General features: G+C 64.9%; 26 protein-coding genes. 17 read left to right on the plus strand and 9 right to left on the minus strand.

The features are described 5' to 3' along the window. Positions 1–112: 112 nt before the first annotated feature. From Q4G14_RS09140 to mnhG, 13 genes are all read left to right on the plus strand, one after another. The gene (locus Q4G14_RS09140) at positions 113–1,006 is read left to right on the plus strand and encodes an aldo/keto reductase family oxidoreductase (RefSeq protein ID WP_303361431.1); all 894 of its coding nucleotides are present in this window, start codon (positions 113–115) and stop codon (positions 1,004–1,006) included. A 68-nt stretch (positions 1,007–1,074) separates the two neighbouring features. Continuing rightward, positions 1,075–2,253 carry an O-succinylhomoserine sulfhydrylase gene (gene metZ, locus Q4G14_RS09145; RefSeq protein ID WP_303361432.1) on the plus strand — a complete coding sequence of 393 codons (1,179 nt, stop codon included), beginning with the start codon at positions 1,075–1,077 and terminating at the stop codon, positions 2,251–2,253. Positions 2,254–2,347: 94 nt separating this feature from the next. Continuing rightward, positions 2,348–3,310, plus strand: a complete 963-nt coding sequence (folE2, locus tag Q4G14_RS09150) for a GTP cyclohydrolase FolE2 (protein ID WP_303361433.1) — start codon at positions 2,348–2,350, stop codon at positions 3,308–3,310. 2 nt (positions 3,311–3,312) lie between these two features. Beyond that, the gene (locus Q4G14_RS09155; RefSeq protein ID WP_303361434.1) at positions 3,313–3,684 is read left to right on the plus strand and encodes an AprI/Inh family metalloprotease inhibitor; all 372 of its coding nucleotides are present in this window, start codon (positions 3,313–3,315) and stop codon (positions 3,682–3,684) included. A gap of 48 nt (positions 3,685–3,732) precedes the next feature. Continuing rightward, positions 3,733–6,099 carry an ATP-dependent helicase gene (locus tag Q4G14_RS09160; protein ID WP_303361435.1) on the plus strand — a complete coding sequence of 789 codons (2,367 nt, stop codon included), beginning with the start codon at positions 3,733–3,735 and terminating at the stop codon, positions 6,097–6,099. Positions 6,100–6,172: 73 nt separating this feature from the next. Further along, positions 6,173–7,222, plus strand: a complete 1,050-nt coding sequence (locus Q4G14_RS09165) for a dihydrolipoamide acetyltransferase family protein (protein WP_303361436.1) — start codon at positions 6,173–6,175, stop codon at positions 7,220–7,222. Positions 7,223–7,251: 29 nt separating this feature from the next. Continuing rightward, positions 7,252–8,292, plus strand: a complete 1,041-nt coding sequence (locus tag Q4G14_RS09170; RefSeq protein ID WP_303361437.1) for a Glu/Leu/Phe/Val dehydrogenase — start codon at positions 7,252–7,254, stop codon at positions 8,290–8,292. Positions 8,293–8,562: 270 nt separating this feature from the next. Further along, the gene (locus tag Q4G14_RS09175) at positions 8,563–11,457 is read left to right on the plus strand and encodes a monovalent cation/H+ antiporter subunit A (RefSeq protein ID WP_303361438.1); all 2,895 of its coding nucleotides are present in this window, start codon (positions 8,563–8,565) and stop codon (positions 11,455–11,457) included. A gap of 1 nt (position 11,458) precedes the next feature. Continuing rightward, positions 11,459–11,830, plus strand: coding sequence for a Na+/H+ antiporter subunit C (locus Q4G14_RS09180; protein ID WP_303361439.1), 372 nt, complete (start codon positions 11,459–11,461; stop codon positions 11,828–11,830). Beyond that, positions 11,827–13,593 (plus strand): monovalent cation/H+ antiporter subunit D, encoded by a 1,767-nt coding sequence (locus Q4G14_RS09185; RefSeq protein ID WP_303361440.1) that lies wholly within the window; start codon positions 11,827–11,829, stop codon positions 13,591–13,593. Before Q4G14_RS09180 ends, Q4G14_RS09185 begins: the two co-directional genes overlap by 4 nt. Then, positions 13,590–14,078, plus strand: coding sequence for a Na+/H+ antiporter subunit E (locus tag Q4G14_RS09190; protein ID WP_303361441.1), 489 nt, complete (start codon positions 13,590–13,592; stop codon positions 14,076–14,078). The genes Q4G14_RS09185 and Q4G14_RS09190 overlap by 4 nt, the downstream gene beginning before the upstream one ends. After that, entirely contained in the window at positions 14,075–14,356 is a 282-nt protein-coding gene (locus tag Q4G14_RS09195; protein WP_303361442.1) for a K+/H+ antiporter subunit F, read from the plus strand. The genes Q4G14_RS09190 and Q4G14_RS09195 overlap by 4 nt, the downstream gene beginning before the upstream one ends. Beyond that, positions 14,353–14,760 carry a monovalent cation/H(+) antiporter subunit G gene (mnhG, locus tag Q4G14_RS09200; protein ID WP_303361443.1) on the plus strand — a complete coding sequence of 136 codons (408 nt, stop codon included), beginning with the start codon at positions 14,353–14,355 and terminating at the stop codon, positions 14,758–14,760. The genes Q4G14_RS09195 and mnhG overlap by 4 nt, the downstream gene beginning before the upstream one ends. Before the next feature lie 12 nt (positions 14,761–14,772). Here the strand turns inward: mnhG and Q4G14_RS09205 are convergent, their stop codons facing one another. Next, positions 14,773–15,201 carry a VOC family protein gene (locus tag Q4G14_RS09205; protein WP_303361444.1) on the minus strand — a complete coding sequence of 143 codons (429 nt, stop codon included), beginning with the start codon at positions 15,199–15,201 and terminating at the stop codon, positions 14,773–14,775. Positions 15,202–15,270: 69 nt separating this feature from the next. After that, complete coding sequence (locus Q4G14_RS09210; RefSeq protein ID WP_303361445.1) at positions 15,271–15,831, minus strand: DUF1440 domain-containing protein; 561 nt, start codon at positions 15,829–15,831, stop codon at positions 15,271–15,273. Between the two features lie 213 nt (positions 15,832–16,044). Here Q4G14_RS09210 and thyX point away from each other — a divergent pair, with 213 nt between their 5' ends. After that, positions 16,045–16,950: an FAD-dependent thymidylate synthase gene (gene thyX / locus Q4G14_RS09215; protein WP_303361446.1), complete on the plus strand. Its 906-nt coding sequence runs from the start codon at positions 16,045–16,047 to the stop codon at positions 16,948–16,950. A gap of 53 nt (positions 16,951–17,003) precedes the next feature. Here thyX and Q4G14_RS09220 read toward each other — a convergent pair whose 3' ends face one another. The 6 genes from Q4G14_RS09220 to Q4G14_RS09245 all read right to left on the minus strand — a co-directional run bounded on the left by Q4G14_RS09220 (position 17,004) and on the right by Q4G14_RS09245 (position 22,288). Then, positions 17,004–17,834, minus strand: coding sequence for an alpha/beta fold hydrolase (locus Q4G14_RS09220; RefSeq protein ID WP_303361447.1), 831 nt, complete (start codon positions 17,832–17,834; stop codon positions 17,004–17,006). A gap of 171 nt (positions 17,835–18,005) precedes the next feature. Beyond that, on the minus strand, positions 18,006–18,794 hold the full coding sequence (locus tag Q4G14_RS09225; protein WP_303361448.1) for an enoyl-ACP reductase: 789 nt from the start codon (positions 18,792–18,794) through the stop codon (positions 18,006–18,008). A gap of 4 nt (positions 18,795–18,798) precedes the next feature. After that, positions 18,799–20,028, minus strand: coding sequence for a beta-ketoacyl-ACP synthase I (fabB, locus tag Q4G14_RS09230; RefSeq protein ID WP_303361449.1), 1,230 nt, complete (start codon positions 20,026–20,028; stop codon positions 18,799–18,801). Between the two features lie 15 nt (positions 20,029–20,043). Beyond that, positions 20,044–20,553 carry a bifunctional 3-hydroxydecanoyl-ACP dehydratase/trans-2-decenoyl-ACP isomerase gene (fabA, locus tag Q4G14_RS09235; protein WP_303361450.1) on the minus strand — a complete coding sequence of 170 codons (510 nt, stop codon included), beginning with the start codon at positions 20,551–20,553 and terminating at the stop codon, positions 20,044–20,046. Between the two features lie 200 nt (positions 20,554–20,753). Next, the gene (locus tag Q4G14_RS09240) at positions 20,754–21,623 is read right to left on the minus strand and encodes a glycosyltransferase family 2 protein (protein WP_303361451.1); all 870 of its coding nucleotides are present in this window, start codon (positions 21,621–21,623) and stop codon (positions 20,754–20,756) included. After that, positions 21,623–22,288: a hypothetical protein gene (locus Q4G14_RS09245; RefSeq protein WP_303361452.1), complete on the minus strand. Its 666-nt coding sequence runs from the start codon at positions 22,286–22,288 to the stop codon at positions 21,623–21,625. Before Q4G14_RS09245 ends, Q4G14_RS09240 begins: the two co-directional genes overlap by 1 nt. 176 nt (positions 22,289–22,464) lie before the next feature. On the opposite strand from Q4G14_RS09245, the gene infC reads away from it, so the two are divergent. The 3 genes from infC (at position 22,465) to Q4G14_RS09260 (ending at position 24,565) form a co-directional block, all read left to right on the plus strand. Further along, positions 22,465–23,004 (plus strand): translation initiation factor IF-3, encoded by a 540-nt coding sequence (gene infC / locus Q4G14_RS09250; protein WP_368661347.1) that lies wholly within the window; start codon positions 22,465–22,467, stop codon positions 23,002–23,004. A 65-nt stretch (positions 23,005–23,069) separates the two neighbouring features. Next, positions 23,070–23,528, plus strand: a complete 459-nt coding sequence (gene dut, locus Q4G14_RS09255; RefSeq protein ID WP_303361453.1) for a dUTP diphosphatase — start codon at positions 23,070–23,072, stop codon at positions 23,526–23,528. Next, entirely contained in the window at positions 23,528–24,565 is a 1,038-nt protein-coding gene (locus tag Q4G14_RS09260; RefSeq protein ID WP_303361454.1) for a HesA/MoeB/ThiF family protein, read from the plus strand. The genes dut and Q4G14_RS09260 overlap by 1 nt, the downstream gene beginning before the upstream one ends. Here Q4G14_RS09260 and Q4G14_RS09265 read toward each other — a convergent pair. Then, positions 24,544–25,053 carry a hypothetical protein gene (locus Q4G14_RS09265; RefSeq protein WP_303361455.1) on the minus strand — a complete coding sequence of 170 codons (510 nt, stop codon included), beginning with the start codon at positions 25,051–25,053 and terminating at the stop codon, positions 24,544–24,546. The genes Q4G14_RS09260 and Q4G14_RS09265 overlap by 22 nt on opposite strands. Positions 25,054–25,058 lie beyond the last annotated feature (5 nt).

The following is a 25,058-nucleotide window of genomic DNA, read 5'->3' on the forward strand; positions in this document are numbered from 1 at the left end:
GGTCAAGTGATGCAGGGTTGATACAGCGCGCCATCCCGTCCGCCAAGGTCGAATACGCTGGACGCCCGCTGTCCTTTCGGGTGACGATGGCGCAAACCGGCAAGGAGGGCGGATGGAACGGGTTCAGATTGCACCGGGGCTAAGCCTTAGCCGGATGATCTATGGCCTGTGGCGCCTTGCCGATGCGCCCGACACCTCGCCGGCGCATGTGCAGGCCAGGATCGAAACCTGTCTGGCGCAGGGCATCACCACGCTGGATCATGCCGATATTTATGGCGATTACGGTGGCGAGGCGCTGTTGGGTGCCGCTTTTCGGGCCGTGCCCGGCCTGCGCGACCGTGTGGAAGTCGTGACGAAATGCGACATCATCGCGCCGCTGGGCCGTCACGCCGGGGTGCGGGTCAAGCATTACGACACCTCGCCCGGCCATATCACTGCCGCGGTGGATCGGTCGCTGCGTGATCTGGCGACGGATCGGGTTGATCTGTTGCTGCTGCACCGCCCCGATCCGCTGATGGATGCCGATGCGACCGGCCCGGCGCTGGATGCGCTGGTGGCCAGCGGCAAGGTGCGGGCTGTGGGCGTGTCGAACTTTCGCCCGTGGGATACGGAACTGCTGCAAAGCCGGATGGCGACCCCTCTGGCCGCCAATCAGATCGAGATCAGCCTGCTGGCCCATGATCCGCTGACCAATGGCGATCTGGCATGGATACAGCGGGCGCGGATGCCGGTGATGGCGTGGTCGCCTCTGGGCGGGGGCAGCCTGTTCGCCTCGGGCGAGCCGCCCCTGACCCGCGCCCTGCAACAGATCGCCGCGCGCGAGGGGGTGGATATGGCCGCCGTGGCGGTGGCCTGGCTGCTGGCCCATCCGGCGCGGATCATGCCGGTGATGGGCACCAACGACCCTGACCGCATCGCCCGGCTGTCGGATGCGCTGCGGGTGCAACTGGACCGGCAGGACTGGTTCGAACTGTATCAGGCCGCGCTTGGGCATCAGGTGCCATGACGCGGCGGCTGCTTGAAATCGCCCGGTGCGGGGGCTAATCGGCAGATACAGCACCGAAAGGACAGCCGATGAGCAACGACCAGCCGCTTCACCCGCGCACCCGCGCGATCCATCACGGCATTCGCCGCAGCCAGTATGGCGAGATGGCCGAGGCGTTGTTCATGACGCAGGGCTTTGCCTATGACAGCGCCGCGCAGGCCGAGGCGCGGTTTCAGCATGTCGGCCCGGACGAGTTCATCTATGCCCGCTATGGCAACCCCACCAGCCGCATGTTCGAAGACCGGATCGCCGGGATCGAGGGCACCGAGGATGCCTTTGCCACCGCATCCGGCATGGCGGCGGTCAATGGCGCGATGATGGCGCTGTGCGCCCCCGGCGATCGCGTGGTTGCCGCGCGCGCCTTGTTCGGGTCGTGCCTGTATGTGCTGGATATTCTGGCCAAATTCGGCGTTCAGGTGGTGTTGGTTGACGGAACCGATCTGGATCAGTGGGCCGATGCGCTGAAAGGCGGGGCAAGGGCGGTGTTCTTTGAATCCATGTCGAATCCCACGCTTGAGGTGATCGACATCGCTGCCGTCTGCCGTCTGGCGCATGATGCGGGTGCGACCGTGGTGTGTGATAACGTCTTTACCACGCCGGTTTTTTCGCGCGCCACCGAACTGGGCGTCGATGTGGTGGTCTATTCCGCGACGAAACATATCGACGGCACCGGCCGCGCCTTGGGCGGGGTGATCTGCGGCACCCGCGATTTCGTGCGCAATGTGGCGGAACCGTATCTGAAACACACCGGCGGCGCGATCAGCCCGTTCAACGCATGGCTGATGCTGTCCAGCATGGCGACGATGGACCTGCGTGTGCGGGCGCAGGCGGATGCCTCGCTTGGTGTCGCGCGCGCGCTTGAAGGCAACCCGGCGCTGTCGCGGCTGATCTATCCGGGGCTGGCCAGCCATCCGCAGCACGAACTGGCCATGGCGCAGATGGGATCGGGCGGCACCATGATCGCGATGGAGCTGGCGGGCGGCAAGGACGCGGCCTTTGCCATGCTGGACCGGCTGGAACTGGTCAGCATTTCCAACAACCTTGGGGATGTGAAATCCATCGTCACCCATCCGGCCACCACCACCCATCAGCGGCTGTCGGACGAAACGCGGGCCGAACTGGGCATCACGCCCGGCCTGATCCGGCTGTCGGTGGGGCTGGAACATCCCGATGATCTGATCGCCGATCTGACCCGCGCGCTGGCCTGATCGCACGGCGGCTGCATAAAAACTGCGGCTGCCCCGTTGGAAATGCCCGGATGCTTCCCATATTGCGATGCGTCCCCGCGTTAAGGATCGAGTGATGACCGATAACCGCCCGCTTGTGCCCGCCTATCCTGCCTTGGCGCGCAGCTATGACGCCGGTTTCCGCGTGGATGACGCCTACAAGGCCAGCCTGCCGGATTTGCAGAACGGCCCGGCCAGCCTGATCGTCGGCGCCCGCGCGCCGATCCAGCATGTCGGCATCAGCAATTTCCGCCTGCCGATCCGCTATCAGACCCGCGACGGCGGCGAGATGCGGCTGGAAACCAGCGTGACCGGCACCGTCAGCCTTGAGGCCGACCGCAAGGGCATCAACATGTCGCGGATCATGCGCTCGTTCTATGCGCATTCGGAAAGCCTGTTCAGCCTCAAGGTGTTAGAGGCGGCGCTTGAGGATTACAAATCCGATCTGGACGCGCTGGATGCGCGTATCCTGATGCGGCTGTCCTATCCGATGCGGGTGGATTCGCTGCGGTCGGGCCTGTCGGGATGGCAGTATTACGACATCGCGCAGGAACTGGTCGAGCAGGCCGGGCAGCGGCTGCGGATTTTGCATCTGGATTACGTCTATTCCTCGACCTGCCCCTGTTCGCTGGAACTGTCGGAACATGCGCGGGAAATGCGCGGGCGTCTGGCGACGCCGCATTCGCAGCGGTCGGTGGCGCGGATTTCGGTGGTGATGAAGGGGCCGGAAAAGATCTGGTTCGAGGATATGATCGACCTGTGCCGCCGCGCCGTGCCGACCGAAACGCAGGTCATGGTCAAGCGCGAGGACGAACAGGCCTTTGCCGAACTGAATGCCTCGAACCCGATCTTTGTCGAAGATGCCGTGCGCGCCTTTGCCCTGCAATTGCTGGACGATCCGCGCATCGGTGATTTCCGCGTCGTGGCCAGCCATCAGGAATCGCTGCATTCGCATGATGCCGTCAGCGTGCTGACCGAGGGGCCGACCTTTGCGCAGGCCAGCCTTGATCCCTCGCTGTTCGCGGGGCTGCGGGCCTGATCGTGCGCAGTCTGAACGGCATACTGTTTCCGCTGGCTCTGGCTCTGGCGCTGTCTGCCTGCACCGGGCCGGAACAGGATCAGGAACCGCCGCCTCTGCCGGAAAATGTCGCGGCGCTGGTCGGGGCGTGGTCGGCGCTTGAGGCGGATGGCAGCAGTTGCCGGGTTTACCTGTCCGAACGTCAACAGCGCGGCGGGCGGCAGGCGGCGGATCAGGTGTGTATCGGCGGGGCCTTGATGCAGGTGCAGACGTGGGAATTGCGCGGCGATCAGTTGATGCTGCATGGACCCCGCCCGGCGCTGGTGCTGGCACCTGCGGGGCAGGGGCGCTTTGCCGGGCCGGGTGTGACCTTGGTGCGGCAGGCGGAACAATAACAGAACACGGGCTTTTCACCAGCCCGTTTGCCGGATAATGTGCCGCCTATGAGCCAGCCTGACGCCCCCACCACCCCGCCCGTTCCGCTGTCGCAGCAGGCGATGGCCGCGCGCCCCGCGCCCTATCTGGACGGGCTGAACCCCGCACAGCGTGCGGCGGTTGAAACGACCGAAGGCCCGGTGCTGATGCTGGCCGGGGCAGGGACCGGCAAGACCCGCGCCCTGACCGCCCGCATCGCCCATATCCTGACGCGCGGTCTGGCGCGGCCGGGGCAAATCCTGGCCGTCACCTTCACCAACAAGGCCGCGCGCGAGATGAAAGACCGCATCGGCCGTCTGGTCGGCGGTGCGGTCGAGGGGATGCCGTGGCTGGGCACGTTTCACAGCATCTGCGTGAAAATCCTGCGCCGCCATGCCGAGCTGATCGGCGACGGCACGTTGCACCTGAAGCCCAGCTTTACCATTCTGGATACCGACGATCAGATCCGCCTGCTGAAGCAGTTGATCGCCGCTGAAAATATCGACGAAAAACGCTGGCCTGCGCGGCAGTTGGCGGGGTTGATCGACGACTGGAAGAACCGCTGCCTGACACCCTCGCAGGTGCCGCGCGGCGAACAGGGCAATTTCGACGGCTGGGGCGGGCGGCTGTATGCGGCCTATCAGGCGCGGCTGCTGACGCTGAACGCGGTCGATTTCGGCGATCTTCTGATGCATTGCGTGACGCTGTTTCAGGCGCATCCCGATGTGCTGGCGGCGTGGCAGGATCGGTTCCGCTATATTCTGGTGGACGAATATCAGGATACCAACGCGGCGCAATATATGTGGCTGCGGCTGCTGGCGCAGGCGCATCGCAACGTGTGCTGCGTGGGCGATGACGATCAGTCGATCTATGGCTGGCGCGGGGCCGAGGTGGGCAACATCCTGCGGTTTGAAACGGATTTCCCCGGCGCTCGGGTGATCCGGCTGGAACAGAACTACCGCTCGACCCCGCATATTCTGGCCGCTGCATCCGGGTTGATTGCCGCCAATGCCGGACGCCTTGGCAAGACCCTGTGGACCGAGGTCGAGGCGGGCGAAAAGGTCCGCCTGATCGGCCATTGGGATGGCGAGGCCGAAGCCCGCTGGATCGGCGAAGAGATCGAGGCGTTCCACGGCGGTCATCGCGCCGCCATCGGCCAGCGGGCGCTGAACGACATGGCGATTCTGGTGCGCGCCAGCCACCAGATGCGCGCCTTTGAAGACCGTTTTATGACCATCGGCCTGCCCTATCGCGTGATCGGCGGCCCCCGCTTTTACGAGCGGGCGGAAATTCGCGACGCCATGGCCTATTTCCGGCTGGCGGTGTCACCCGCCGACGATCTGGCCTTTGAGCGCATCGTCAACACGCCCAAGCGCGGCCTTGGCGACAAGGCGGTGCAGGCGATCCAAAGCGTTGCGCGGCGTCATGGCGTGCCTTTGCTGCAAGGCGCGCATCTGGCGGTCGAGGAAGGGCAGCTATCCGGCAAGGGCGCGGCGAATCTGCGTGATTTCGTCGGGCTGATGGGCCGCGCACATGCGGCAACGCTGGACCCCGGTGCCAGCCATATCGAACTGGCCGAACGGCTGCTGGACGAATCCGGCTATACGGCGATGTGGCAGGCCGACAAGACCCCGGATGCGCCGGGGCGGCTGGACAACCTGAAAGAACTGGTCAAGGCACTGGAAGATTTCGACAATCTTCAGGGCTTTCTGGAACATATCGCGCTGGTCATGGACCGCGATCAGGATGAAACCGCCGATCAGGTCAGCATCATGACGCTGCACGCCGCCAAGGGGCTGGAATTTCCCATCGTGTTCCTGCCCGGCTGGGAAGACGGGCTGTTCCCCAGCCAGCGTGCCATGGACGAAACCGGCCTGAAAGGGCTGGAGGAAGAGCGCCGTCTTGCCTATGTCGGCATCACGCGGGCCGAGGAACTGGCCACCATCAGCTTTGCGGGCAACCGGCGGATGTATGGGCAATGGCAGTCGTCGATGCCGTCGCGCTTTATCGACGAATTGCCCGGCGATCATGTCGAGGTGCTGACTCCGCCCGGTCTTTACGGTGGCGGATATGGCGCGGCGATGGCCTTTGCCGGGGCCAGTGCCGGCAGCGAGATGCACAACCGCGCGGCCAATGCCGACGTCTATAACTCGCCGGGGTGGAAGCGGATGCAGGCGCGCGCGACAAATCGCCCGCGCCCCGCGCCTGCGGTGGTGATCGACGCGACGGCGGTGGCCTTTTCCGTTGGCGACCGGGTGAGCCATGTGAAATTCGGCGAGGGCACGATCATGGGCATCGCCGAAGATACGCTGACGGTGCAATTTGCTGCGGGCTTCAAGAACGTCAAGGCGGGCTATGTTCAGCCCGCGTCCGGGGCGGATGACGTGCCGTTCTGAACGCTCTGGCCTCGGGCGCGGGTTTCTGGCATTTTCCATTAAACATGTGTTTTTTCTTACTGGGGGCCGCTGCATGGGCGAACATGTGATCCGCCTGCCTGAAATCGGTGATGGCATAACCGAGGCCGAAATCGCCGAATGGCTGGTCGATGTTGGCGATGAGGTGGTGGCCGACGAACCCGTCTGCGCCCTGATGACCGACAAGGTGACGATCGAGATTCCCGCGCCGGTGTCCGGGCGGGTGCTGTGGCTGGCCGGTGCGCCGGGCGAGATGCTGCCGGTCGGCAGCGACCTGATCCGTCTGATGGTCGAGGGTGCGGGCAATATCCAGATCCACCAGCCCCAGGTGCCGCCCCCCCCTCGTGCCGGTGTCGCTGACGATCCGCCGCCCGCAGCGTCTGCCCCTGACGCGCCCTCCGATCTGCTGGGCGCGACCGAGGACATGCCGGTCATCGGCCTGCGCCGTCAGATCGCGGAACGGATGCAGGAAACCAAGCGCCTCGTTCCGCATTTCACCCTGGTCGAAGAGGTTGACGTGACCGCGCTGGAAGACCTGCGGGCCAGGATGAATGCGGATGGCAACGATACGCGCCTGACGCTGCTGCCTTTTGTCGTTAGGGCCATGGCGCGTGTGCTGGCCGAACAGCCCGACCTGAACGCGCATTACGACGATGCCGCCGGGGTGCTGCGCCGGGTTGCCGCGCTGCATGTGGGCATCGCCACGCAAACGCCGCACGGGGCCATGGTTCCGGTGATCCGCGATGCCGGGGCGCGCCCCTTGCGCGACATTGCCGCCGAGTTGCTGCGTCTGGCCGGGGCCGCGCGCGATGGCAGCATCCGCCGCGATGAGATGACCGGCTCGACCATCACCATCAGCTCGCTTGGGCGGCTGGGGGCGATTTCGACGACACCGATCATCAACCGCCCCGAGGTGGCCATCGTCGGCATCAACCGCATCGCGACACGGCCCCTGTGGGACGGGCAGGGCTTTGTGCCGCGCAAGGTGATGAACCTGTCGTGCAGCTTTGACCACCGCGTGATCGACGGCTGGGACGGAGCCGTTTTCGTGGCGCGGCTGAAAGAGCTGCTGGAAACACCGGCGCTGATCTTTGTGGACGGCTAGGGGGCGTTCTCAGACCAAAGGGGGGAGAGATGGAGCTTTTCACACATGCCGATTTCGATGGGCATGAACTGGTCGGCTTTGCCAGCGATCCGGCAACGGGGCTGCGCGCGATCATCGCCGTTCATTCGACCCGGCGCGGCCCGGCGGCGGGGGGATGCCGGCTGTGGCGCTATGAATCCGAGGCCGAGGCGCTGCGCGATGCCTTGCGCCTGTCGCGCGGGATGTCGCTGAAAAATGCCGTGGCCGGGCTGGATCTGGGCGGCGGCAAGGCGGTTATCATGCTGGCACCGGGGCAGGCAAAAACGCCTGAACTGATGCGGGCCTTTGGCCGCGCGGTGGATCGGCTGAACGGGCTGTATATCACGGCCGAGGATGTGGGCGTCACCACCGCCGATATGGTCGAGGTCAGCCGCGAAACGGCGCATGTCGCGGGGCTGCCGGACGGTGCCTTTGCCAGCGGCGATCCTTCGCCCGTGACGGCGCGCGGCGTGTTCGAGGCGATGCAGATCGGGGCTGCCAGCGTGTTCGGCGGCGGTCTGGACGGGCGGCGGGTTGCGGTGCAGGGGCTGGGGCATGTCGGCTGGCATCTGTGCCGGATGCTGCATCATGCGGGTGCGCGCCTGATCGTCACCGACATCGACGACGACCGCAGTCAGGCCGCCGCGCGCGACTTTGGGGCCGAGGTTCGTCCGGTGGCGGGGTTCCACGCCACCGACTGCGATATTCTTGCCCCCTGCGCGCTTGGCGCTGTGTTGTCGGCGGCCACGATCCCCGATATTCGCGCCCGGCTGATCGCAGGTGCCGCCAATAATCAACTGGAAACCGAGGCTGACGCCGAACGTCTGCACGCCAACGGCATCGCCTATATGCCCGATTTTCTGATTAATGCCGGGGGTATCAGCAATGTCGCCGCCGAGATCGCCCGCAGGCCCGCCGCTGAATTTGTCGAGGATTGGTTCCCGCGCTTTCGCGATCAGGTGGGCGAGGTGATGGCGCAGGCCGCCGCCCGCGATGTGTCGCCTCAGGCTGTCGCGCAGGAAATCGCGGCGGCGCGGCTGGGGCTGGGGTGATCTGGCTGGCCCCGGCGGCTGAACTGCCGGGACGCGCATAACAATTTATTCATCCCGCAGAGATTTTCCGGCATTGCCCCCCGCCGCGCACTGGACGACTGAAAGGCTGGCGGTTACATCACGGCAAACCTGTTTTGCGCGCATCTGACGATCCCGACCTTGCCGGGGCAGCGGCACCCCTGCATCCGGGGCTGCAATGGATCGGCGCGCGCTGCATGACGGGGGCGGGCATCCGCCATGGCCAGAAATTCAAGGGGGACCGCGCCGCGCATGATCGAAGAAAACCTGCTGATCATTCTGGTGGTGTTGCCGTTCCTGGCGGCGATTGCGGCGATGACCCTGTCCATCAACGCCCGCAACGCCGAGGCGTGGATGGGCGGGCTGACCATGCTGACGATGCTGGGCATCCTGTTTTCGCTGCGCCCCTTCGTGCAGGATGGCGGCAGTATTCAGATCACGGTGTTCTGGGTCGATGCCATCTCGCTGAACCTGCGCTTTGTGCTGGACGGGTTTTCGTGGCTGTTCATGGTGCTGGTGTCGGGGATCGGCTTTCTGGTGGTGCTGTATGCCCGCTATTACATGTCGCCCGACGATCCGGTGCCGCGTTTTTATGGCGCGATGATGGCCTTTACCGGCTCGATGGCGGGGGTGCTGCTGTCGGGTAACATGATTATGCTGGTGGTGTTCTGGGAACTGACCAGCTTTACCTCGTTCCTGCTGATTTCCTATTGGAACCAAAAGCCCGAGGCCCGCGACGGTGCCCGCACCGCGCTGATCGTGACGGCGACGGGCGGGCTGTGCCTGCTGGGCGGGGTGCTGATCCTTGGCCATATCGCGGGCGGGTTCGACTTTGAAACCGTGTTTGCCGCCGCCGACCGTATCCGCGCGCATTCGCTGTATGTGCCGGCGCTGGTGCTGGTGCTGCTGGGGGCGTTTACCAAATCGGCGCAGTTCCCGTTCCATTTCTGGTTGCCAAGCGCCATGGCCGCGCCAACCCCGGTCAGCGCCTATCTGCACTCGGCCACGATGGTCAAGGCGGGTGTTTATCTGCTGGTGCGGTTCTTTCCGGTGCTGGGGGGCACGGATCAGTGGTTTGCGCTGGTCGTCGGCGTCGGCATCACCACGCTGCTGGTCGGGTCGGTGGTGGCGCTGTTCCGCCACGATCTGAAGGGGTTGCTGGCCTATTCCACCATCAGCCACCTTGGGCTGATAACCACGCTGGTCGGGATCGGCAGCCCGCTGGCCATCATCGCGGCGATCTTTCATATCGTGAACCACGCCGTGTTCAAGGCCAGCCTGTTCATGGTGGCAGGCATCATCGACCACGAAACCGGCACCCGAGACATGCGCCGCCTGTCGGGGCTGCGCAAATGGCTGCCGGTGACGACAGTGCTGGCGATCATCGCCTCGGCCGCGATGGCGGGGGTGCCGCTGCTGAACGGGTTTCTGTCCAAGGAAATGTTCTTTGACGTGGCGGCGGCGTGGAACAACGGCAGTCCGCTGGATAATGCGCTGCCCTATCTGGCGACGATTGCCGGGGCGTTCAGCGTGGCCTATTCGCTGCGCTTTGTGGTGACGGTGTTCTTTGGCCCGCCCTCGCGCGATCTGCCGATCCCAAAACCGCACGAGCCGCCGGCCCTGATGCGTCGCCCGGTCGAGGTGCTGGCGGTGCTGTGCCTTGCCGTGGGTATCATGCCGATGACCGTGCTGGGCGGGCCGCTGCGCAATGCCTCGGTCGCGGTGCTGGGCGGGCAGATGCCCGACTATTTCAGCGTCAAGATCTGGCATGGCTTCAACACCCCCCTGATGATGAGCGCGGCCGCCATCGTTGCCGGCTGTGCGATCTATCTGCTGGGCCGCAAGCGGATCGACACCGGGCCAGAGGGACCGCCGCTGATCCGCCGCCTGAACGCCAAGGCGATGTTCGACAAGGTGCAGGGCGCGCTGTCGGGCGATCTGTCGGAAAAGATCACGCGCCTTGCCGGCACCTCGCGGTTGCAGCCGCAGTTGCGCGCGCTGGTGATGGCTGCGGTCTGGTCGGGGATTCTGGTGCTGCCGGGCACGGTCTGGTGGGCGGGCGTTCCTGACTTTGGCTTGCAGGAACTGCTGTTCGCGCTGCTGTGGGCGGTCGGGGCCACATGTGCCATCGGTGCGGCGGTGCTGGCGAAATATCACCGCTTTGTCGCGCTGGTGATGATGGGCGGGGCCGGGCTGGTGGCCTGCGTCAGCTTTGTCTGGCTGTCGGCACCCGATCTGGCGGTGACGCAGCTGCTGGTCGAAATCGTTACCACCGTGCTGTTGCTGCTGGGGCTGCGCTGGCTGCCGCAGCGCCGGGCCGAGATCGCGGGTGACAAGGCTCCGCGCGCCAAGCTGCGCCGCGGCGTCGATCTGATGATCGCCATCATCAGCGGCGGCGGCATCGCCGCGATGGCCTATGCCGTGATGATGATGCCGCCGGGGCTGAATGTCGGCGACTGGTTCCTGCGCAACGCCTATTCCGAGGGCGGCGGCACCAATGTGGTTAACGTGATTCTGGTCGATTTCCGCGCCTTCGACACCTTTGGCGAGATCACCGTTCTCAGCGTCGTGGGGCTGACCGTCTTTGCGCTGCTGCGCCGGTTCCGCCCCGCCCCCGAAAGCGCCGAGACCCCCTCGCCGCAAAAGGGCGGCACCTCGCATTCGCTGGATTCCTACATGTTCGTCGTGTCGATCATCATGAACTGGTTGCTGGCGGCGGCTGTGGTGCTGGGGGCCTATCTGTTCTTTCGCGGCCACGATCTGCCGGGCGGCGGTTTTGCCGCCGGGGTCACGGTCGCCATCGGGCTGATGCTGCAATATATCGCCACCAACGTGCGTTGGGTCGATGCGCGGCTGACCGTGCTGCCGGTGCGGTGGATCGCGGTTGGCCTGCTGATTGCGCTGGCAACCGGGCTGGGGTCGTGGCTGTTCGGCTATCCCTTCCTGACCACCCATGCGCAATATGTGCATGTGCCGCTGATCGGCAACGTGCCCGCCGCCACCGCGCTGCTGTTCGACATCGGCGTGTTCGCGGTGGTGCTGGGGTCGGTGGTGCTGATGCTGGTCGCCATCGCCCACCAGTCGCTGCGCGTCGAGCGCAAGCGGCCCCGGCGCGACCCTGCCGAAACAGCCGAAGGGGAGGCATGATATGGAACTGATACTCGCCCTTGCCATCGGCGTGCTGTGCGGATCGGGGATCTGGCTGCTGCTGCGGCCCCGCACCTTTCAGGTTATCATCGGGCTGTGCCTGCTGGCCTATGGCGTCAACCTGTTCATCTTTGGCATGGGGCGTCTGCGGGTGGGGTCGCCGCCGGTGATGCCCAAGGGCGGCTTTATCGACCCGACGGCCTATACCGACCCGGTGCCTCAGGCGCTGGTGCTGACGGCCATCGTCATCAGCTTTGCCACCACGGCGCTGTTTCTGGTGGTCATCATGGTGGCGCGCGGCATGACCGGATCGGACCATGTGAACGGCGTCGAACGTGCCGATGCGGCTGCCGTGGCGGAGCGTAGCGAATGATCCAGTTCCAGACCATCCGCCCCGAACATCTGCTGATCGCGCCGCTGCTGATCCCGTTTCTGGCCGGCGCGCTGATGCTGCTGTATGACGACCGCCGCCGCTGGCTCAAGCTGGGGGTGGGCATGGTGTCGGGCGTCGCCATGCTGCTGGTGTCGATCAAGCTGCTGAACCAGGCCGAGGCTGACGCCAGCATGCGCCTGTATTTGCTGGGCAACTGGCCGATGCCGATGGGGATCGTGCTGGTCGTGGACCGGCTGTCGGCGCTGATGGTGATGCTGACCGCGCTGCTGGCGATTCCGGCGATGATCTATGCCTCGGCCGGGTGGCAGGGCAAGGGGCAGCATTACCACTCGTTGTTCCAGTTCCTGCTGTTCGGCCTGAACGGTGCCTTTCTGACCGGCGACCTGTTCAACCTGTTCGTCTTTTTCGAGGTGATGCTGGCGTCGTCCTATGGGCTGATGCTGCATGGATCGGGGCCGGACCGGATCAAGGCCGGGCTGCATTACATCGCGATCAACCTGGCCGCCTCGCTGCTGTTCCTGATCGGGATCGCGCTGATCTATGGCACCACCGGCACGCTGAACATGGCCGAACTGTCGCGGATCTCGCCCACGCTGGAGGATGATCTGCGCCCGCTGTTCCATATGGGCGCGGCGATGCTGGGGCTGGCGTTTCTGGTCAAGGCGGCGATCTGGCCGCTGTGCTTTTGGCTGCCGCGGACCTATGCCGTCGCCTCGCCGCCCGCTGCGGCGATCATGGCGATCATGTCCAAGGTCGGGGTCTATGCCATCCTGCGGCTGGCGATGCTGAATTTTGCGCCGGGCATGGGCGTATCGGCGGGCTTTGGCGGGCCGGTGCTGATCCTGCTGGGGCTGGCGACCATGCTGTATGCGCTGTTCGGCATTCTGTCCGCGCAGGGTCTGGCATGGAAGGCGGGCTATGCCACGCTGATTTCCTCGGGCACGGTGATTTCGGTCGTCGGCTTTGCCCTGACCGGCGGGGGCGAGGGGATGCTGGCGGCGGCGCTGTATTACATGGTGGGTTCGACCGTCGCGGTCAGCGCCCTGTTTTTGCTGGCCGAACCGCTTGAACGCGCCGGCAGGACCACCGAGGAAGACCCCGGCGATGGCGACGAAGAAGCCTCGACCATCCCTTCGCTTGAGGTGCTGGACTGGTGGGGGCCGATGGGCCTTGGCTCGGTCGAGGATGACGATGCGCCGGCCACGACGCTGCCTGCCTCGGTGACGGCACTGGCGATGTGTTTCATCGTTCTGGTCGGCTTTGTGGCCGGTCTGCCGCCGTTTTCGGGTTTTATCGGCAAGGTCGGCATCATCAGCGGGATGCTGGAGGAAACCGCGCGCGCCGATGGGGCGATCTCGTCGCTGGTCTGGCTGTTCATGGCCGTGCTGTTCGCATCAGGGCTGGCATCGCTGATCGCGCTGATGCGCTTTGGCATCCGCCGGTTCTGGGTTACGCCGCGTGAAGGGACGCCGATCCTTGCGCTGGAAATCGCGCCGGTCGGCCTGTTGCTGGCGATGCTGACGCTGCTGACCGTGCAGGCGCAGCCATCCTTGCGATTCACCAGCGCGACGGCCGCCACGCTGCTGACCCCGCCCGCTTATGCGCAATCGGTTCTGACCTCGGCCCCGCTGCGCGATGATGACGAAGAACCGCCGCCTGATCGCGGCAGGGTGCCGTTCCCCTCGGTCGGGGGGCATTCGGGGCTGACACCCGCCACGGGCGCAGGCGAGGTGCCGGAATGAGCAAATTGTTTCCATATCCTCTGCTGACACTGGCGCTGACGATGATCTGGCTGCTGCTGACCTCGTTCAGTGCGGGGAACCTGATTTTGGGCAGCGTGATTGCTGTTGCCGCAGGTCTGGTGGTGTCGCGCCTGCATCTGTCATCGCCGACGATCCGCCGCTTTGGGTTGCTGATCCATCTGGGGCTGATCGTTGGTGTGGACATCATCCGGTCGAATATCGCTGTGGCGCGCATCATGATCGCCGGTCCCGATCTGGCCGAAAAGCGCAGCGATTTTCTGGAAATGCAGCTGCGCATCCGCGACCGCAATGCGCTTGCGCTGTTGGCGATCATCGTGACGGCCACGCCCGGCACCGCATGGCTGGAATATGACCCGTCCAGCGGCAAGCTGTTGCTGCACGTTCTGGACCTTGTGGATGCCGAGGGCTTTCGCGCCCTGATCCAGAACCGCTATGAAGCCGCCCTGATGGAGATTTTCGAATGAGCGCGCTGATCCTGACGCTTGCCCTGACCTATGCCCAGCTTGCGCTGGCGGCGGCGCTGGTGCTGGCCTGCGCCCGGATGATGCGCGGCCCGCGCGCGCAGGACCGGGTGCTGGCCATGGATACGGTCTATGTCAACGCGATGCTGCTGATCCTTGTGCTGGGGATGCGCAATGGCAGCGTGTTCTTTTTCGAGGCGGCGGCGATTATCGCCATCCTTGGCTTTGTCACCACGGTTTCGCTGGCCAAGTTCCTGCTGCGCGGCGAGGTGATCGAATGAGCCATCTGAACGATCTTCCGCTGTGGGCCGCCGTGCTGATCGCGATCTTTCTGGTGATCGGGTCGTCGCTGGCATTGCTGGGCAGTCTGGGTCTGGTGCGGATGCGGCATTTCTATCAGCGCATCCACGCGCCGACGCTGAACACCAGTTGGGGCACGGCGGCGACGATTCTGGCCTCGATGCTGATGTTTTCGGTGCTGAATTCGCGCCCGATCATCCATGAACTGGTGATCGGCATCTTTGTGATGATTACCACGCCGATTTCGCTGCTGCTGCTGGGGCTGGCGGCGCTGCGGCGTGACCGGGCCAAGGACAGCGCGGACCTGACCGATCTGGCCCGCACCCGCCGCATCGGTGTCAGCGACACGCCCGAGGACGGGGCCGAGCCGCCGCCCAAGGGCTGATGCGCGTCCGCTTTACCAGTGGCCGGTGTTTTCCATGCTGGCCCAGGGTTCCTGCGGGGGCAGGGCGTCGCCCTGTTGCAGCAGTTCGATGCTGATGTTGTCGGGGCTGCGCACAAAGGCCATGTGGCCGTCGCGCGGCGGCCGGTTGATCGTCACCCCGGCATCCATCAGCCGCTGACACATCTCGTAGATATTGCCGACGCGATAGGCCAGATGGCCAAAATGGCGGCTGTCCGAGGGCAGGCCGTCGTCGCCGTCCCAGTTATAGGTCAGCTCGACCGGGCATTCCAGCTGGCCGGGCGGTGCCATGAATACCAGCGTGAACCGGCCCTGTTCATTGTCGGTCCGGCGGGTTTCTTCTAGCCCCAGAAGGCGAAAGAATTCCATGGTCGCGTCCAGATCCTTGACCCGGACCATGCTGTGTAAATAGCGGATATCCATTGCGTTTCCTTGCTCAAAGGGCCGCCGCGCGACCGGCTGGCGGTGATGCGCGGCGGTCCGGGCGTCAGATCAGGGGTGGCGCACCACCCATTCATCGCCCTTGATCGGGCGCGCCAGCACAGCCAGCACGGCGATCATACAGACCTCGATCGAGACCGACCAGTAAATGTGGCCCAGAAACTCGCTCCACAGTTCAAAGCCGTTCAGGTTCCACAGCCAGCCGGTTTTGCCCTCGGCATAGGCGGGGTTGCGAAAACCCAGCAGCGGGATCAGCAGCCCGTGCATCACCACGGTGATGATGATGCCGTAAAGCGCGCCATACCACAGCCGGATTGTGGGCCAATAGGCCGAGCCGACGACATAGACGAAGGCAAAGGCAAAGCTGAACAGCCAGTGATACAGCGTCACCGCGCCGGGCACCGTCACCCCCTGATAGACGTAATCAAGCGAGTGAGAGTTGACCCCAAGCCACCCCAACCATGCGTCGATATGTGCGCCGGGCGGGGAAATCTCGCCCGGCATCCGGGGCGGCATGTTCACTTCGGACCCCCATTTGACCAAAGAACTGATGAAGCCACCGACCAGTGTCGTCCAGATCACGACCTGACGGTTCAATTGATTGTTCCACATGTTGAATGTCCCTTCCACAGAGTGCCTGTCAAAGCAGATAAATTGCTTGAGCGGACAGGGCGGCGACCGCCCTGCAAGTCCGTCTGGCGGGGCAGGTTCGGGATGGCCCGAGTTGCCCTAACGTAAATGTGACACAAGCCCGGCATGCGCGCAAATGGTTGAACAGCCGGGGGCCGGATGGCAGAAGGTGGTTGCCATAAAAAGGAACAGATCATGCCGCTGACGCCGGAACAACAGCAGGAAATCGATGCGCAGCGGGCTGAAACCCGCCCGACCCGGCGCGTTGTCTCATCGGGGATGGAGGAGCATCTGTTCACCGCGCATCCGGTGCTGGATCATGGTTTCGTGCGGGTCATCGACTATATGGGCGATGACGCGGCCATCGTTCAGGCGGCGCGCGTCAGCTATGGCCGGGGCACCAAGTCGGTTCAGAATGACGAGGGGCTGATCCGTTACCTGATGCGGCACTGGCACTCGACCCCGTTCGAGATGTGCGAGGTGAAATTCCACGTCAAGCTGCCGGTGTTCGTGGCGCGGCAATGGATTCGCCACCGCACCGCGAATGTGAACGAATATTCTGCGCGCTATTCGATTCTGGACAGAGAGTTTTATATTCCCGCGCCCGAACATCTGGCCGCGCAATCGACTCAGAACAATCAGGGCCGGGGCGAGGTGTTGCAGGGCGACGAGGCCGCGCGCGTGCTGGACCTGCTGCGTCAGGATGCGATGCGGTCCTATGACCATTACGAATCCATGCTGTCACAGGACGGGCAGCAGGGGCTGGCGCGCGAACTGGCGCGGATGAACCTGCCGGCGAATATCTATACGCAATGGTATTGGAAGGTCGATCTGCAAAACCTGTTGCATTTCCTGCGGTTGCGGGCGGATGCTCATGCGCAGTATGAAATCCGGGCCTATGCCGATGCAATGTGCAAGATCGTGGCGGATTGGGTGCCCTATGCCTTTGGCGCGTTCCGTGATTACCGGATGGATGCGGTCAGCCTGTCGGCGCAGGCCGTGGCCGTGCTGCGCCGCCGCCTGGCAGGCGAGACGGTGACGCAGGAAGGCAGCGGCATGAGCGTGCGCGAATGGCGTGAGTTTCAGGCGGTCTGGGGCTGAGTGGCCGGGGCCGCGCCTGCTGCGGCCCCGTTTTGCTGCGGCTTTGGCCGGTATCAGCCCTGCTGCATCTGCCCGACCCATTCCCGGATCACGGCCACCGCCTCGGGTTCGTCCAGCCATGGGACATGGGCGCGATCAGGAACCTGAGTGAACAGCATGTCAGGGCGGCGGTTGCGCATTTTATCAACGCTTTCAACCGACAACAGGTCAGAGTTCGCGCCCCGGATCAAGGCCATCGGCAGCCCGTCGCACAGATCGAACAGCGGCCACAGGCTGGGGCTTTCGCCCGCAAACCCGGCGATAAAGGCATCGCGCAGTTCCGGGTCATAGTTGATCTTCATCCCTTCGGGGGTCATCTGATAGTGGCGATGCGCATCGCCCAGCCAGCGGCCTTCGGGCACGTTGCGAAAGCCGGGAATCGCGCGCGACATGCGGTTTGCCATCGACTCATAGCTTTTGGCCGAGGGATTGCGGCCAACATAGTCGATGATCCGGTCCAGCCCCAGCCGGTTCAGTTCCGGGCCGACATCGTTCAGGCAGATGCCCAGCAGCCGCGCCTTGTTCATCGCGGCCATGACGATGCCCACCATCCCGCCGCGCGACGTGCCAAGGATCGCGGCTTTTTCAACCCCAAGGTGATCCATCAGTTGAAACGCATCCTGCGCCTCGCGCGGGACGTTATAACTGTCGGCGCCGGTCCACTGCGATTGGCCCCGGCCGCGATAATCCATACGGATCATGCGGCAATCGGCCAGATGCGGGGCGACCCAATCGAAATCGGCCATGGTGCGGGTCAGCCCGGCAAGGCACAGGATCGGCAGGCCCTGGCCCTGATCGGAATAGGCCAGACGGGTGCCGTCATTAGCGTGGAAATACAGCGTCATAAATACCTCTCGACCCCCGGAACCATATAGCACGCTGCCGCAAGAACGGCTTTGCCGAGTGCAAATGCGAGTGAATGCCAAGGCGGCCCACGATTTAGGTCGTTATGACTGCCCGACGCGACTCACTTTAGCGGATTGGTTTGGTGGATGAAATGGTATAGTCAGTTCAGTTTATAAATTCTCGGACTGGGGCATACCAAGAACATGATAGCCGCCATCGACGGCAACAATCTCTCCGGTTGTGCTGGCACCCCAATCGCTGGTCAGCCAGACGGCGGTGCCGCCAATCGATTCCAGCGTAGCGTTGGCGCGCAGGGGGGCGTTTGCCTCGGTATGGCGAAAGGTCTTGCGCGCGCCGCCAATGGCCGCTCCGGCCAGCGTTTTCATCGGGCCGGGGCTGATCGCGTTCACGCGGATGCCATCGGGGCCAAGGTCGTTGGCCAGATAGCGCACGGTCGATTCCAGCGCCGCCTTGGCCACGCCCATGACGTTATAGAACGGCGTGACCCGGTTCGACCCGCCATAGGTCAGGGTGATGATCGACGACCCGGCGGCCATCAGCGGATGCGCGCGGCGCGCCACCTCGATCAGCGAATAGCATGAAATTTCAAGGCTGTGCTTGAAATTCGCCCGGCTGGTGTTCATGAACCGCCCGGTCAGTTCGTCCTTGTTGCTGAACGCGATGGCGTGGATCAGGAAATCCAGCCGGCCCCAGCGGTCGTTGATGGCCGCGAATGCCGCATCCAGCGAGGCATCGTCGGTGACATCGACATCCAGCAGGAAATCCGACCCGACCGAGGCGGCCAGCGGCTCGACCCGCTTGCCGAAGCCCTCGCCCTGATAGGAAAACGCCAGTTCGGCGCCCTGCGCGGCCATTGCACTGGCAATGCCCCACGCGATCGAGCGTTCGTTGGCCACGCCCATCACCAGCCCGCGTTTTCCGTTCAGCAAACCCGTCATTCCATCAATCCCGGTATTTCGACATCACCAGCGACGCATTGGTGCCGCCAAAGCCAAAGCTGTTCGACATGATCGAATCGAAATCGACGTTATCGACGCGGCTGGTGGCAATTTCCTGTGGTTTCAGTTCAGGGTCCAGTTCGCCGACATTGGCGGATGCAGCGATAAAGCCGTTCTGCATCATCAGCAGCGAATAGATCGCCTCGTGCACGCCGGTAGCGCCAAGGCTGTGGCCGGTCAGCGATTTGGTGGACGAGATCGGCGGCGTGTTGCCCTCGCCAAAGATGTTGCGGATGGCTTTCACCTCGCCGATGTCGCCCACCGGGGTCGAGGTGCCATGCGCGTTGATATAGCTGATCGCGCGACCTTCGGGCAGGGTGGACATGGCCAGCCGCATTGCGCGTTCACCGCCCTCGCCACTGGGGGCCACCATGTCGTAACCGTCGCTGGTCGCGCCATAGCCGGTGACTTCGGCATAGATTTTCGCGCCGCGGGCAAGGGCGTGCGACAGTTCCTCCAGCACCACCACGCCGCCGCCGCCTGCGATCACAAAGCCGTCGCGGCTGGCGTCATAGGGGCGGGATGCGGTTTCGGGCGTGTCGTTGTATTTCGACGACATGGCCCCCATCGCGTCGAACAGGCAGGATAGGGTCCAGTCCAGTTCCTCGCCGCCGCCGGCGAATACGATGTCCTGCTTGCCCATCTGGATCAGTTCGGTGCCATTGCCGATGCAATGCGCCGAGGTCGAACAGGCCGAGGTGATGGAATAGTTCACGCCCTTGATCCTGAACGGCGTTGCCAGACAGGCGCTGTTGGTGGACGACATGCAGCGCGTCACCATGAACGGCCCCATGCGTTTGGGCGAACCTTTTTCGATCACGATCTGATGCGCGTCGAAAAAGTTCGAGGTGGACGGCCCGCCCGACCCCATGACCAGCCCGGTGCGCGGGTTGGACACATCGCTTTCGTCCAGCCCGCTGTCCTTGATCGCCTGTTCCATGGCGATAAAGTTATAGGCCGCGCCCGGTCCCATAAAGCGCAGGTTGCGCTTGTCTATGTGATCCTCCAGCACGATCTGCGGCATTCCGTGGATCTGGCTGCGAAAGCCTTTTTCGGCATATTCCGGTGCCGCGACGATCCCCGATTTCCCGTCCCGCAGGCTGTCGGTGACTTGGCTGGCATTGTTGCCGATGGGCGAGACGATCCCCAGCCCGGTAATGACGACGCGGCGCATGAGCCACCTCCTGAGTTAGCTTTCCGACAGTGCGACCTTCATATCTTTGACCTGATAGATCAGTTCGCCATCCGCCTCGACGCGGCCATCGGCCACGCCCATGGTCAGGCGGCGGGTCTGCACGGCTTTGGTGAAATCGACGTGATAACGCAGCAGCTTGCGGTCGGGGCGGACCATGCCGGTCAGCTTGACCTCGCCCACGCCAAGCGCATAACCGCGCCCCTGCCAGCCGCGCCAGCCAAGGTTAAAGCCGGTCAGTTGCCACAGCCCGTCAAGGCCAAGGCAGCCCGGCATGATCGGGTTGCCGGGGAAGTGGCAGTCAAAGAACCACAGATCGGGGGTGATGTCGAATTCGGCGACCACATGACCCTTGCCATGGGTGCCGCCATCCTCGGAAATTTCGGTGATGCGGTCCATCATCAGCATCGGCGGCTCGGGCAGTTGCGCATTGCCCGGCCCGAACAGTTCGCCGCGCGCGCAGGCCAGAAGATCGTCTTTGTCAAAGCTGGTCTTGTCCAATGCCATCCGGCCGTTTCCCCCCTGCGCGCCGGTCAGGCTGCGCTTTTGTCGTGCCGGGCCACCCAGCCCGGAATGTTGAAATACCGCGAAACGGTCTAGCACCCGCAGCGCGCGCCACGCAAGGGCATCAGCGCCCGCCCTGCGCGGTCAGTATGACGGCGGGAAGAACGCGGCAGGCAATCAGGCCGATCTGGCCGGGGGCCGGGTCAGAACCACTGGCCCGGCTCCATCAGGCCGAGGTCCAGCAATTGCCGGGATGTCCACTGAAAATCGACCGAGGCCGGGCCGGTCAGGTGCCGCGCCACCTCGCGCGTGCCAGGGTTGGCCATCAGCCCCTTGGCCAGCCGGAACGAGGCGACCGCGCCGGTCAGGTTGTGGTGCCACGGGCAGGACAGGCTGTTATATTCGGGCAGGTTAAAGCGGTGATCCACCCCCAGCCGCAGCCCCGGCGCGCTGCGAAACAGCGCCGGGCGGTTCAGCGGGCGGCTGGCGGGCGGGATATGTTCCTCGTGCCGCCAGCGGGGGCCGCCGAATATGTCGATATTGCGGTCGTCATAGCTGCCGTCCGGGGCCGGACGGCCAAGGGAAAAATAGCCGCGCCCGTCGAACTGCGCCCGGTCGGGATTGACGGCGGCGCCGGTCTGCGCCGCGTCGGGGTTATACAGATCGACGGTGCAGATCAGCATCGCATCCCGCCGTTCCTCGGTGTGAAAGGCCAGCAGCTCGACGACCGAGCGGCTTTCGCTGAACGGATAGAACAGGAATTCGGCGTTAAAGCCGTAATACAGCCACGTTCCCGCCGGAACCGCGTCGTTCACCGCATTCACCGCGCCTGCGTGCGAACCGGGCGCGCGGGCGTCCCATGTCAGGCAGGTGACGCGCGCGGCCATGTCGTCGGGGATGTCGGGGGTTTCGGGCGACAGGGCCAGCACGTGACGAAAGCCCAGATCAAGATGATGGCGCAGCGTTTCGGCGATCAGCACACGATCTTCGCACAGGATCAGCGCCAGCGGGCCGCGCTGCAAGGGCGCGGGGTTTCTGGACAGCCAGTCGGTCAGGCGCGGGGCCGGGGTCATCACTGCATGACCGCCTTGACCTGTTCCAGCGCCGAACGCAGCAGGTCAGGGTTCGACTGCGCGCTGCTGACCAGACGTTTCAGCGTTTCCTTTTGCGGCGCGGCAATGTCCGCAGCGTCGATGATCGCTGTCACCTGCGCCAGATCAAAGCCTTCGGGGGTCAGCACCTGTTCGATCTGCGCGGCGGTTGCTGCGGCGTCGGCGGCACGTTCGGTGGCCGCGGCGGCCTGCGAGGCGGCATCGCTGGCCTGCGCAGGTGCCGCAGAATCGTCGGGCGCGCGGGCGGCTGCATCGGCGGCGCGGGCGGCGGCATCCAGCGCCTGTTCGGCGGCGGCCTCGGCCTCGGCGGCGGCGTCGCCTGCGGCGGGAACGGCGGCTTCGGTCGCGGCGCGGCTGGCCTCGGCTGCGGCATCGGCGGCGATGGCTGCGGCATCCGCTGCGGCGTCAGCCGCATCGGCCGGGCTGGCCGCAGGGGTGTCGGCGGCGGCCTGAGCTTCGCTGGCGGCTTGCCCTGCGGTCGATGCAGCCTCGCCCGCTGGGGTGTCGGGTGCAGATTCGCTGGTCGCCTGAACCGGCGCGGGGCGGGGCGCGTTCGCCGCCCACCACCACCAGCCGCCGCCAATCAGCAATGCAAGGATCAAGAGAGGCAAAAGCAGCCGGCGCATGGGTCATCCTTTCAACAGGTTGCGCGCCTATATCGCACAGCCGCAGGCACGGCAAAAGCCAAAGCCGCGCCCGTCCTGGCCCCCAATCGTCGCAGCGCCATCAAATCTGGTTGAATCGCCGCCGCAGAGTCCTTATTTTTACGCCACTTCATACAAACCACCGAAGGAATTAAGCCATAGCCCGCAGACCGCACAACGCGCCGCCCACCCGCGACACCGGACCCCGCGTCAATGAAAGAATCCGCGTCGCAGAAATCCGCCTGATCGGCCCCGATGGTGAGAATGTGGGCGTCGTGCCCCCTTCGGTCGGGCTGCGGATGGCCGAAGAGGCCGGGCTTGATCTGGTCGAAATCTCGCCGAACGCGACCCCGCCGGTCTGCAAGGTGATGGACCTCGGCAAGTTCAAATACGAACAACAAAAACGCGAAGCCGAAGCCCGGAAAAAGCAGAAAGTGATCGAAATCAAAGAGATCAAGTTCCGCCCCGGCACCGATACCCATGACTACGATGTCAAGATGCGCTCGGTCATGAAGTTTCTGGACGAAGGTGACAAGGTCAAGGTCACGCTGCGCTTTCGCGGGCGCGAGATGGCCCACCAGGATCTGGGGCTGGAACTGCTGAACCGCGTCAAGGATGATGTCGGCGAAGCGGGCAAGGTCGAATCGATGCCCAAGCTGGAAGGCCGGCAGATGGTGATGATGATCGCCCCCCGATAAGGGCGGTCCGACCACGACGAACAGGCCGCGCAGCATCTGCGCGGCTTTTTTCATGGGGGAAGGCGATGGAACAGCCGGTTGTCAGGGTGATGCGCGATGCGGGGGCCGATCCGTCGCTGCCGCTGCCGTCTTATGAAACGGCGGGCGCTGCGGGGGCCGATGTGCGGGCCGATCTGGGCGGCGGGGCCGTTACGCTGGCACCGGGCGAAAGGCGGATCATCCCGACCGGGTTGCGGGTGCAGATCCCCGAGGGCTGGGAAATCCAGATCCGCCCCCGATCCGGGCTGGCGCTGAAATCGGGGCTGAGCCTGCTGAACACGCCCGGCACCATCGACAGTGATTATCGCGGCCCCTTGGGGGTGCTGATGATAAACCATGACAGCCAGCCGCAGGTGATTGCCCATGGGGAAAGGATCGCCCAACTGATCGTCGCCCCCGCGCCACAGGCACGGTTCGAACTGGTCCCGACGCTGGAGGACAGCGACCGGGGGCAGGGCGGCTTTGGCTCGACAGGGCGCGGCTGATGCTGGTGCTGCTGATCGCGCTGGTGCTGGCGGGGTTGGCCTGGGGGCTGCGCCTGCCGGGGCGTATCGTCGGGGCGATGGCGTTTTTGCTGTGGTGCGGCGTGGTCTTGCTGCATCTGAGCGCGCCCGGCAGCGGGGCTGCGCGGGCGGTTGGCGGCAATCTGCCCGTCTGGCTGGTGGGCGGCGGCGTGGCAGCGTTGTTGCTGGGGTATCGCGCACTGCTGGCCCGGCTGCGCCGCGCCGCGCCTGCGCCGCCCGGCCAACCCGCGCGCGATGGCCTGACCGATGCCGAGCTGGACCGCTATGCCCGCCATCTGGTGCTGCGGGAAATCGGCGGGCCGGGGCAGATGCGGCTGCGGCAGGCGCGGGTGCTGGTCGTGGGGGCCGGCGGGCTGGGTGCGCCGGTCTGCCTGTATCTGGCCGCCGCCGGGGTGGGCCGCATCACGGTCGCCGATGATGATGCGGTCAGCCTGTCGAACCTGCAACGGCAGGTGATCTTTCGCGATGCCGACACCCGCCGCCTCAAAGCCACCACGGCGGCGGCGGCCATGCTGGCGCTGAACCCGCATATTCAGGTCACGCCCCTGACCCGCCGGATCACCGAGGCTGATCTCGACCTGATTGCGCAGCATGATCTGGTGCTGGATGGCACCGACAGCTTTGCCTCGCGGCAGGTGGTGAACCGGGCCTGCGTCAGCGCGGGCGTGCCGCTGATTGCCGGGGCGATTGCGCAATGGGAAGGGCAGGTCACGCTGTATGATCCCGCGCGTGGCGGGCCGTGCCTTACCTGCCTGTTCCCCAATGCCCCCGCCCCCGGCCTTGCGCCCCCCTGCGCCCAAGCGGGCGTGGTCGGCGCGCTGCCGGGCGTCATCGGCAGCATGATGGCGCTGGAGACGATCAAGCATCTGACCGGTGCCGGGCAGGGGCTGCGCGGGCGAATGGTGCTGTTTGACGGGCTATACGGCGAAAACCGCACGATTGCGGCTGAACGGCGCGTGGATTGTGCCGTCTGCGGTCACAGCTCTAACGGGGTCTGATCCGGGTTCAGCGGCAGGTCGGGCTGCACTGGCGCAGGCAGGGCCGGGCCGTCGGGCTGGGTGAACTGGCGCAACCCCTCGCCCACGGGCGGGGCGGGCGGTGCGCCGGGCTTGCGCCGGATGATGATGTCGCCGTTTTCCAGACGCTCGGGCGTTTGGTAATTGCCGATGTCATCGACCAGCACCGACAGATCGGACAGCGCCGGACCCATCAGCGCCAAAGCATCGGCCATATCCCGCGACATGGCGTCCATCTGCGGCGCGACCTCGTTCAGCAGGCCGCGCAGCAGGATACCGGCGCCACGCTCGATCAGGTCGATGCCCTGATCCGGCGTTTCCGGCTGCGCCACCGGGGGCGGTGCGGCTGGCGGCGCGGTCAGGGGCGGCAGCGGGATCGGTTCGGGATCGGGCTGCGATTGCGCCAAGGCCCAGCCACCGACGACAAGAGCGGCGGCAAGGGTGGCAATGATGATGCTGCGCTGTGCCATGATCC

Source organism: Paracoccus sp. (in: a-proteobacteria) (genome assembly GCF_030538755.1).
Lineage (GTDB): Bacteria > Pseudomonadota > Alphaproteobacteria > Rhodobacterales > Rhodobacteraceae > Paracoccus.

Excerpts from the sequence above, each read along its gene's own strand:
- thyX (WP_303361446.1), top strand. The coding sequence starts at position 16,045 with ATGCCGCTGACGCCGGAACAACAGCAGGAAATCGATGCGCAGCGGGCT.
- Q4G14_RS09140 (WP_303361431.1), top strand. The coding sequence starts at position 113 with ATGGAACGGGTTCAGATTGCACCGGGGCTAAGCCTTAGCCGGATGATC.
- Q4G14_RS09160 (WP_303361435.1), top strand. The coding sequence starts at position 3,733 with ATGAGCCAGCCTGACGCCCCCACCACCCCGCCCGTTCCGCTGTCGCAG.
- Q4G14_RS09245 (WP_303361452.1), bottom strand. The coding sequence starts at position 22,288 with ATGCGCCGGCTGCTTTTGCCTCTCTTGATCCTTGCATTGCTGATTGGC.
- mnhG (WP_303361443.1), top strand. The coding sequence starts at position 14,353 with ATGAGCCATCTGAACGATCTTCCGCTGTGGGCCGCCGTGCTGATCGCG.
- Q4G14_RS09260 (WP_303361454.1), top strand. The coding sequence starts at position 23,528 with ATGCTGGTGCTGCTGATCGCGCTGGTGCTGGCGGGGTTGGCCTGGGGG.
- Q4G14_RS09210 (WP_303361445.1), bottom strand. The coding sequence starts at position 15,831 with ATGTGGAACAATCAATTGAACCGTCAGGTCGTGATCTGGACGACACTG.
- metZ (WP_303361432.1), top strand. The coding sequence starts at position 1,075 with ATGAGCAACGACCAGCCGCTTCACCCGCGCACCCGCGCGATCCATCAC.
- folE2 (WP_303361433.1), top strand. The coding sequence starts at position 2,348 with ATGACCGATAACCGCCCGCTTGTGCCCGCCTATCCTGCCTTGGCGCGC.
- Q4G14_RS09165 (WP_303361436.1), top strand. The coding sequence starts at position 6,173 with ATGGGCGAACATGTGATCCGCCTGCCTGAAATCGGTGATGGCATAACC.
- Q4G14_RS09225 (WP_303361448.1), bottom strand. The coding sequence starts at position 18,794 with ATGACGGGTTTGCTGAACGGAAAACGCGGGCTGGTGATGGGCGTGGCC.
- Q4G14_RS09170 (WP_303361437.1), top strand. The coding sequence starts at position 7,252 with ATGGAGCTTTTCACACATGCCGATTTCGATGGGCATGAACTGGTCGGC.
- Q4G14_RS09265 (WP_303361455.1), bottom strand. The coding sequence starts at position 25,053 with ATGGCACAGCGCAGCATCATCATTGCCACCCTTGCCGCCGCTCTTGTC.
- Q4G14_RS09240 (WP_303361451.1), bottom strand. The coding sequence starts at position 21,623 with ATGACCCCGGCCCCGCGCCTGACCGACTGGCTGTCCAGAAACCCCGCG.
- Q4G14_RS09190 (WP_303361441.1), top strand. The coding sequence starts at position 13,590 with ATGAGCAAATTGTTTCCATATCCTCTGCTGACACTGGCGCTGACGATG.
- fabB (WP_303361449.1), bottom strand. The coding sequence starts at position 20,028 with ATGCGCCGCGTCGTCATTACCGGGCTGGGGATCGTCTCGCCCATCGGC.
- Q4G14_RS09205 (WP_303361444.1), bottom strand. The coding sequence starts at position 15,201 with ATGGATATCCGCTATTTACACAGCATGGTCCGGGTCAAGGATCTGGAC.
- Q4G14_RS09175 (WP_303361438.1), top strand. The coding sequence starts at position 8,563 with ATGATCGAAGAAAACCTGCTGATCATTCTGGTGGTGTTGCCGTTCCTG.
- fabA (WP_303361450.1), bottom strand. The coding sequence starts at position 20,553 with ATGGCATTGGACAAGACCAGCTTTGACAAAGACGATCTTCTGGCCTGC.
- Q4G14_RS09180 (WP_303361439.1), top strand. The coding sequence starts at position 11,459 with ATGGAACTGATACTCGCCCTTGCCATCGGCGTGCTGTGCGGATCGGGG.
- dut (WP_303361453.1), top strand. The coding sequence starts at position 23,070 with ATGGAACAGCCGGTTGTCAGGGTGATGCGCGATGCGGGGGCCGATCCG.
- Q4G14_RS09185 (WP_303361440.1), top strand. The coding sequence starts at position 11,827 with ATGATCCAGTTCCAGACCATCCGCCCCGAACATCTGCTGATCGCGCCG.
- Q4G14_RS09195 (WP_303361442.1), top strand. The coding sequence starts at position 14,075 with ATGAGCGCGCTGATCCTGACGCTTGCCCTGACCTATGCCCAGCTTGCG.
- Q4G14_RS09220 (WP_303361447.1), bottom strand. The coding sequence starts at position 17,834 with ATGACGCTGTATTTCCACGCTAATGACGGCACCCGTCTGGCCTATTCC.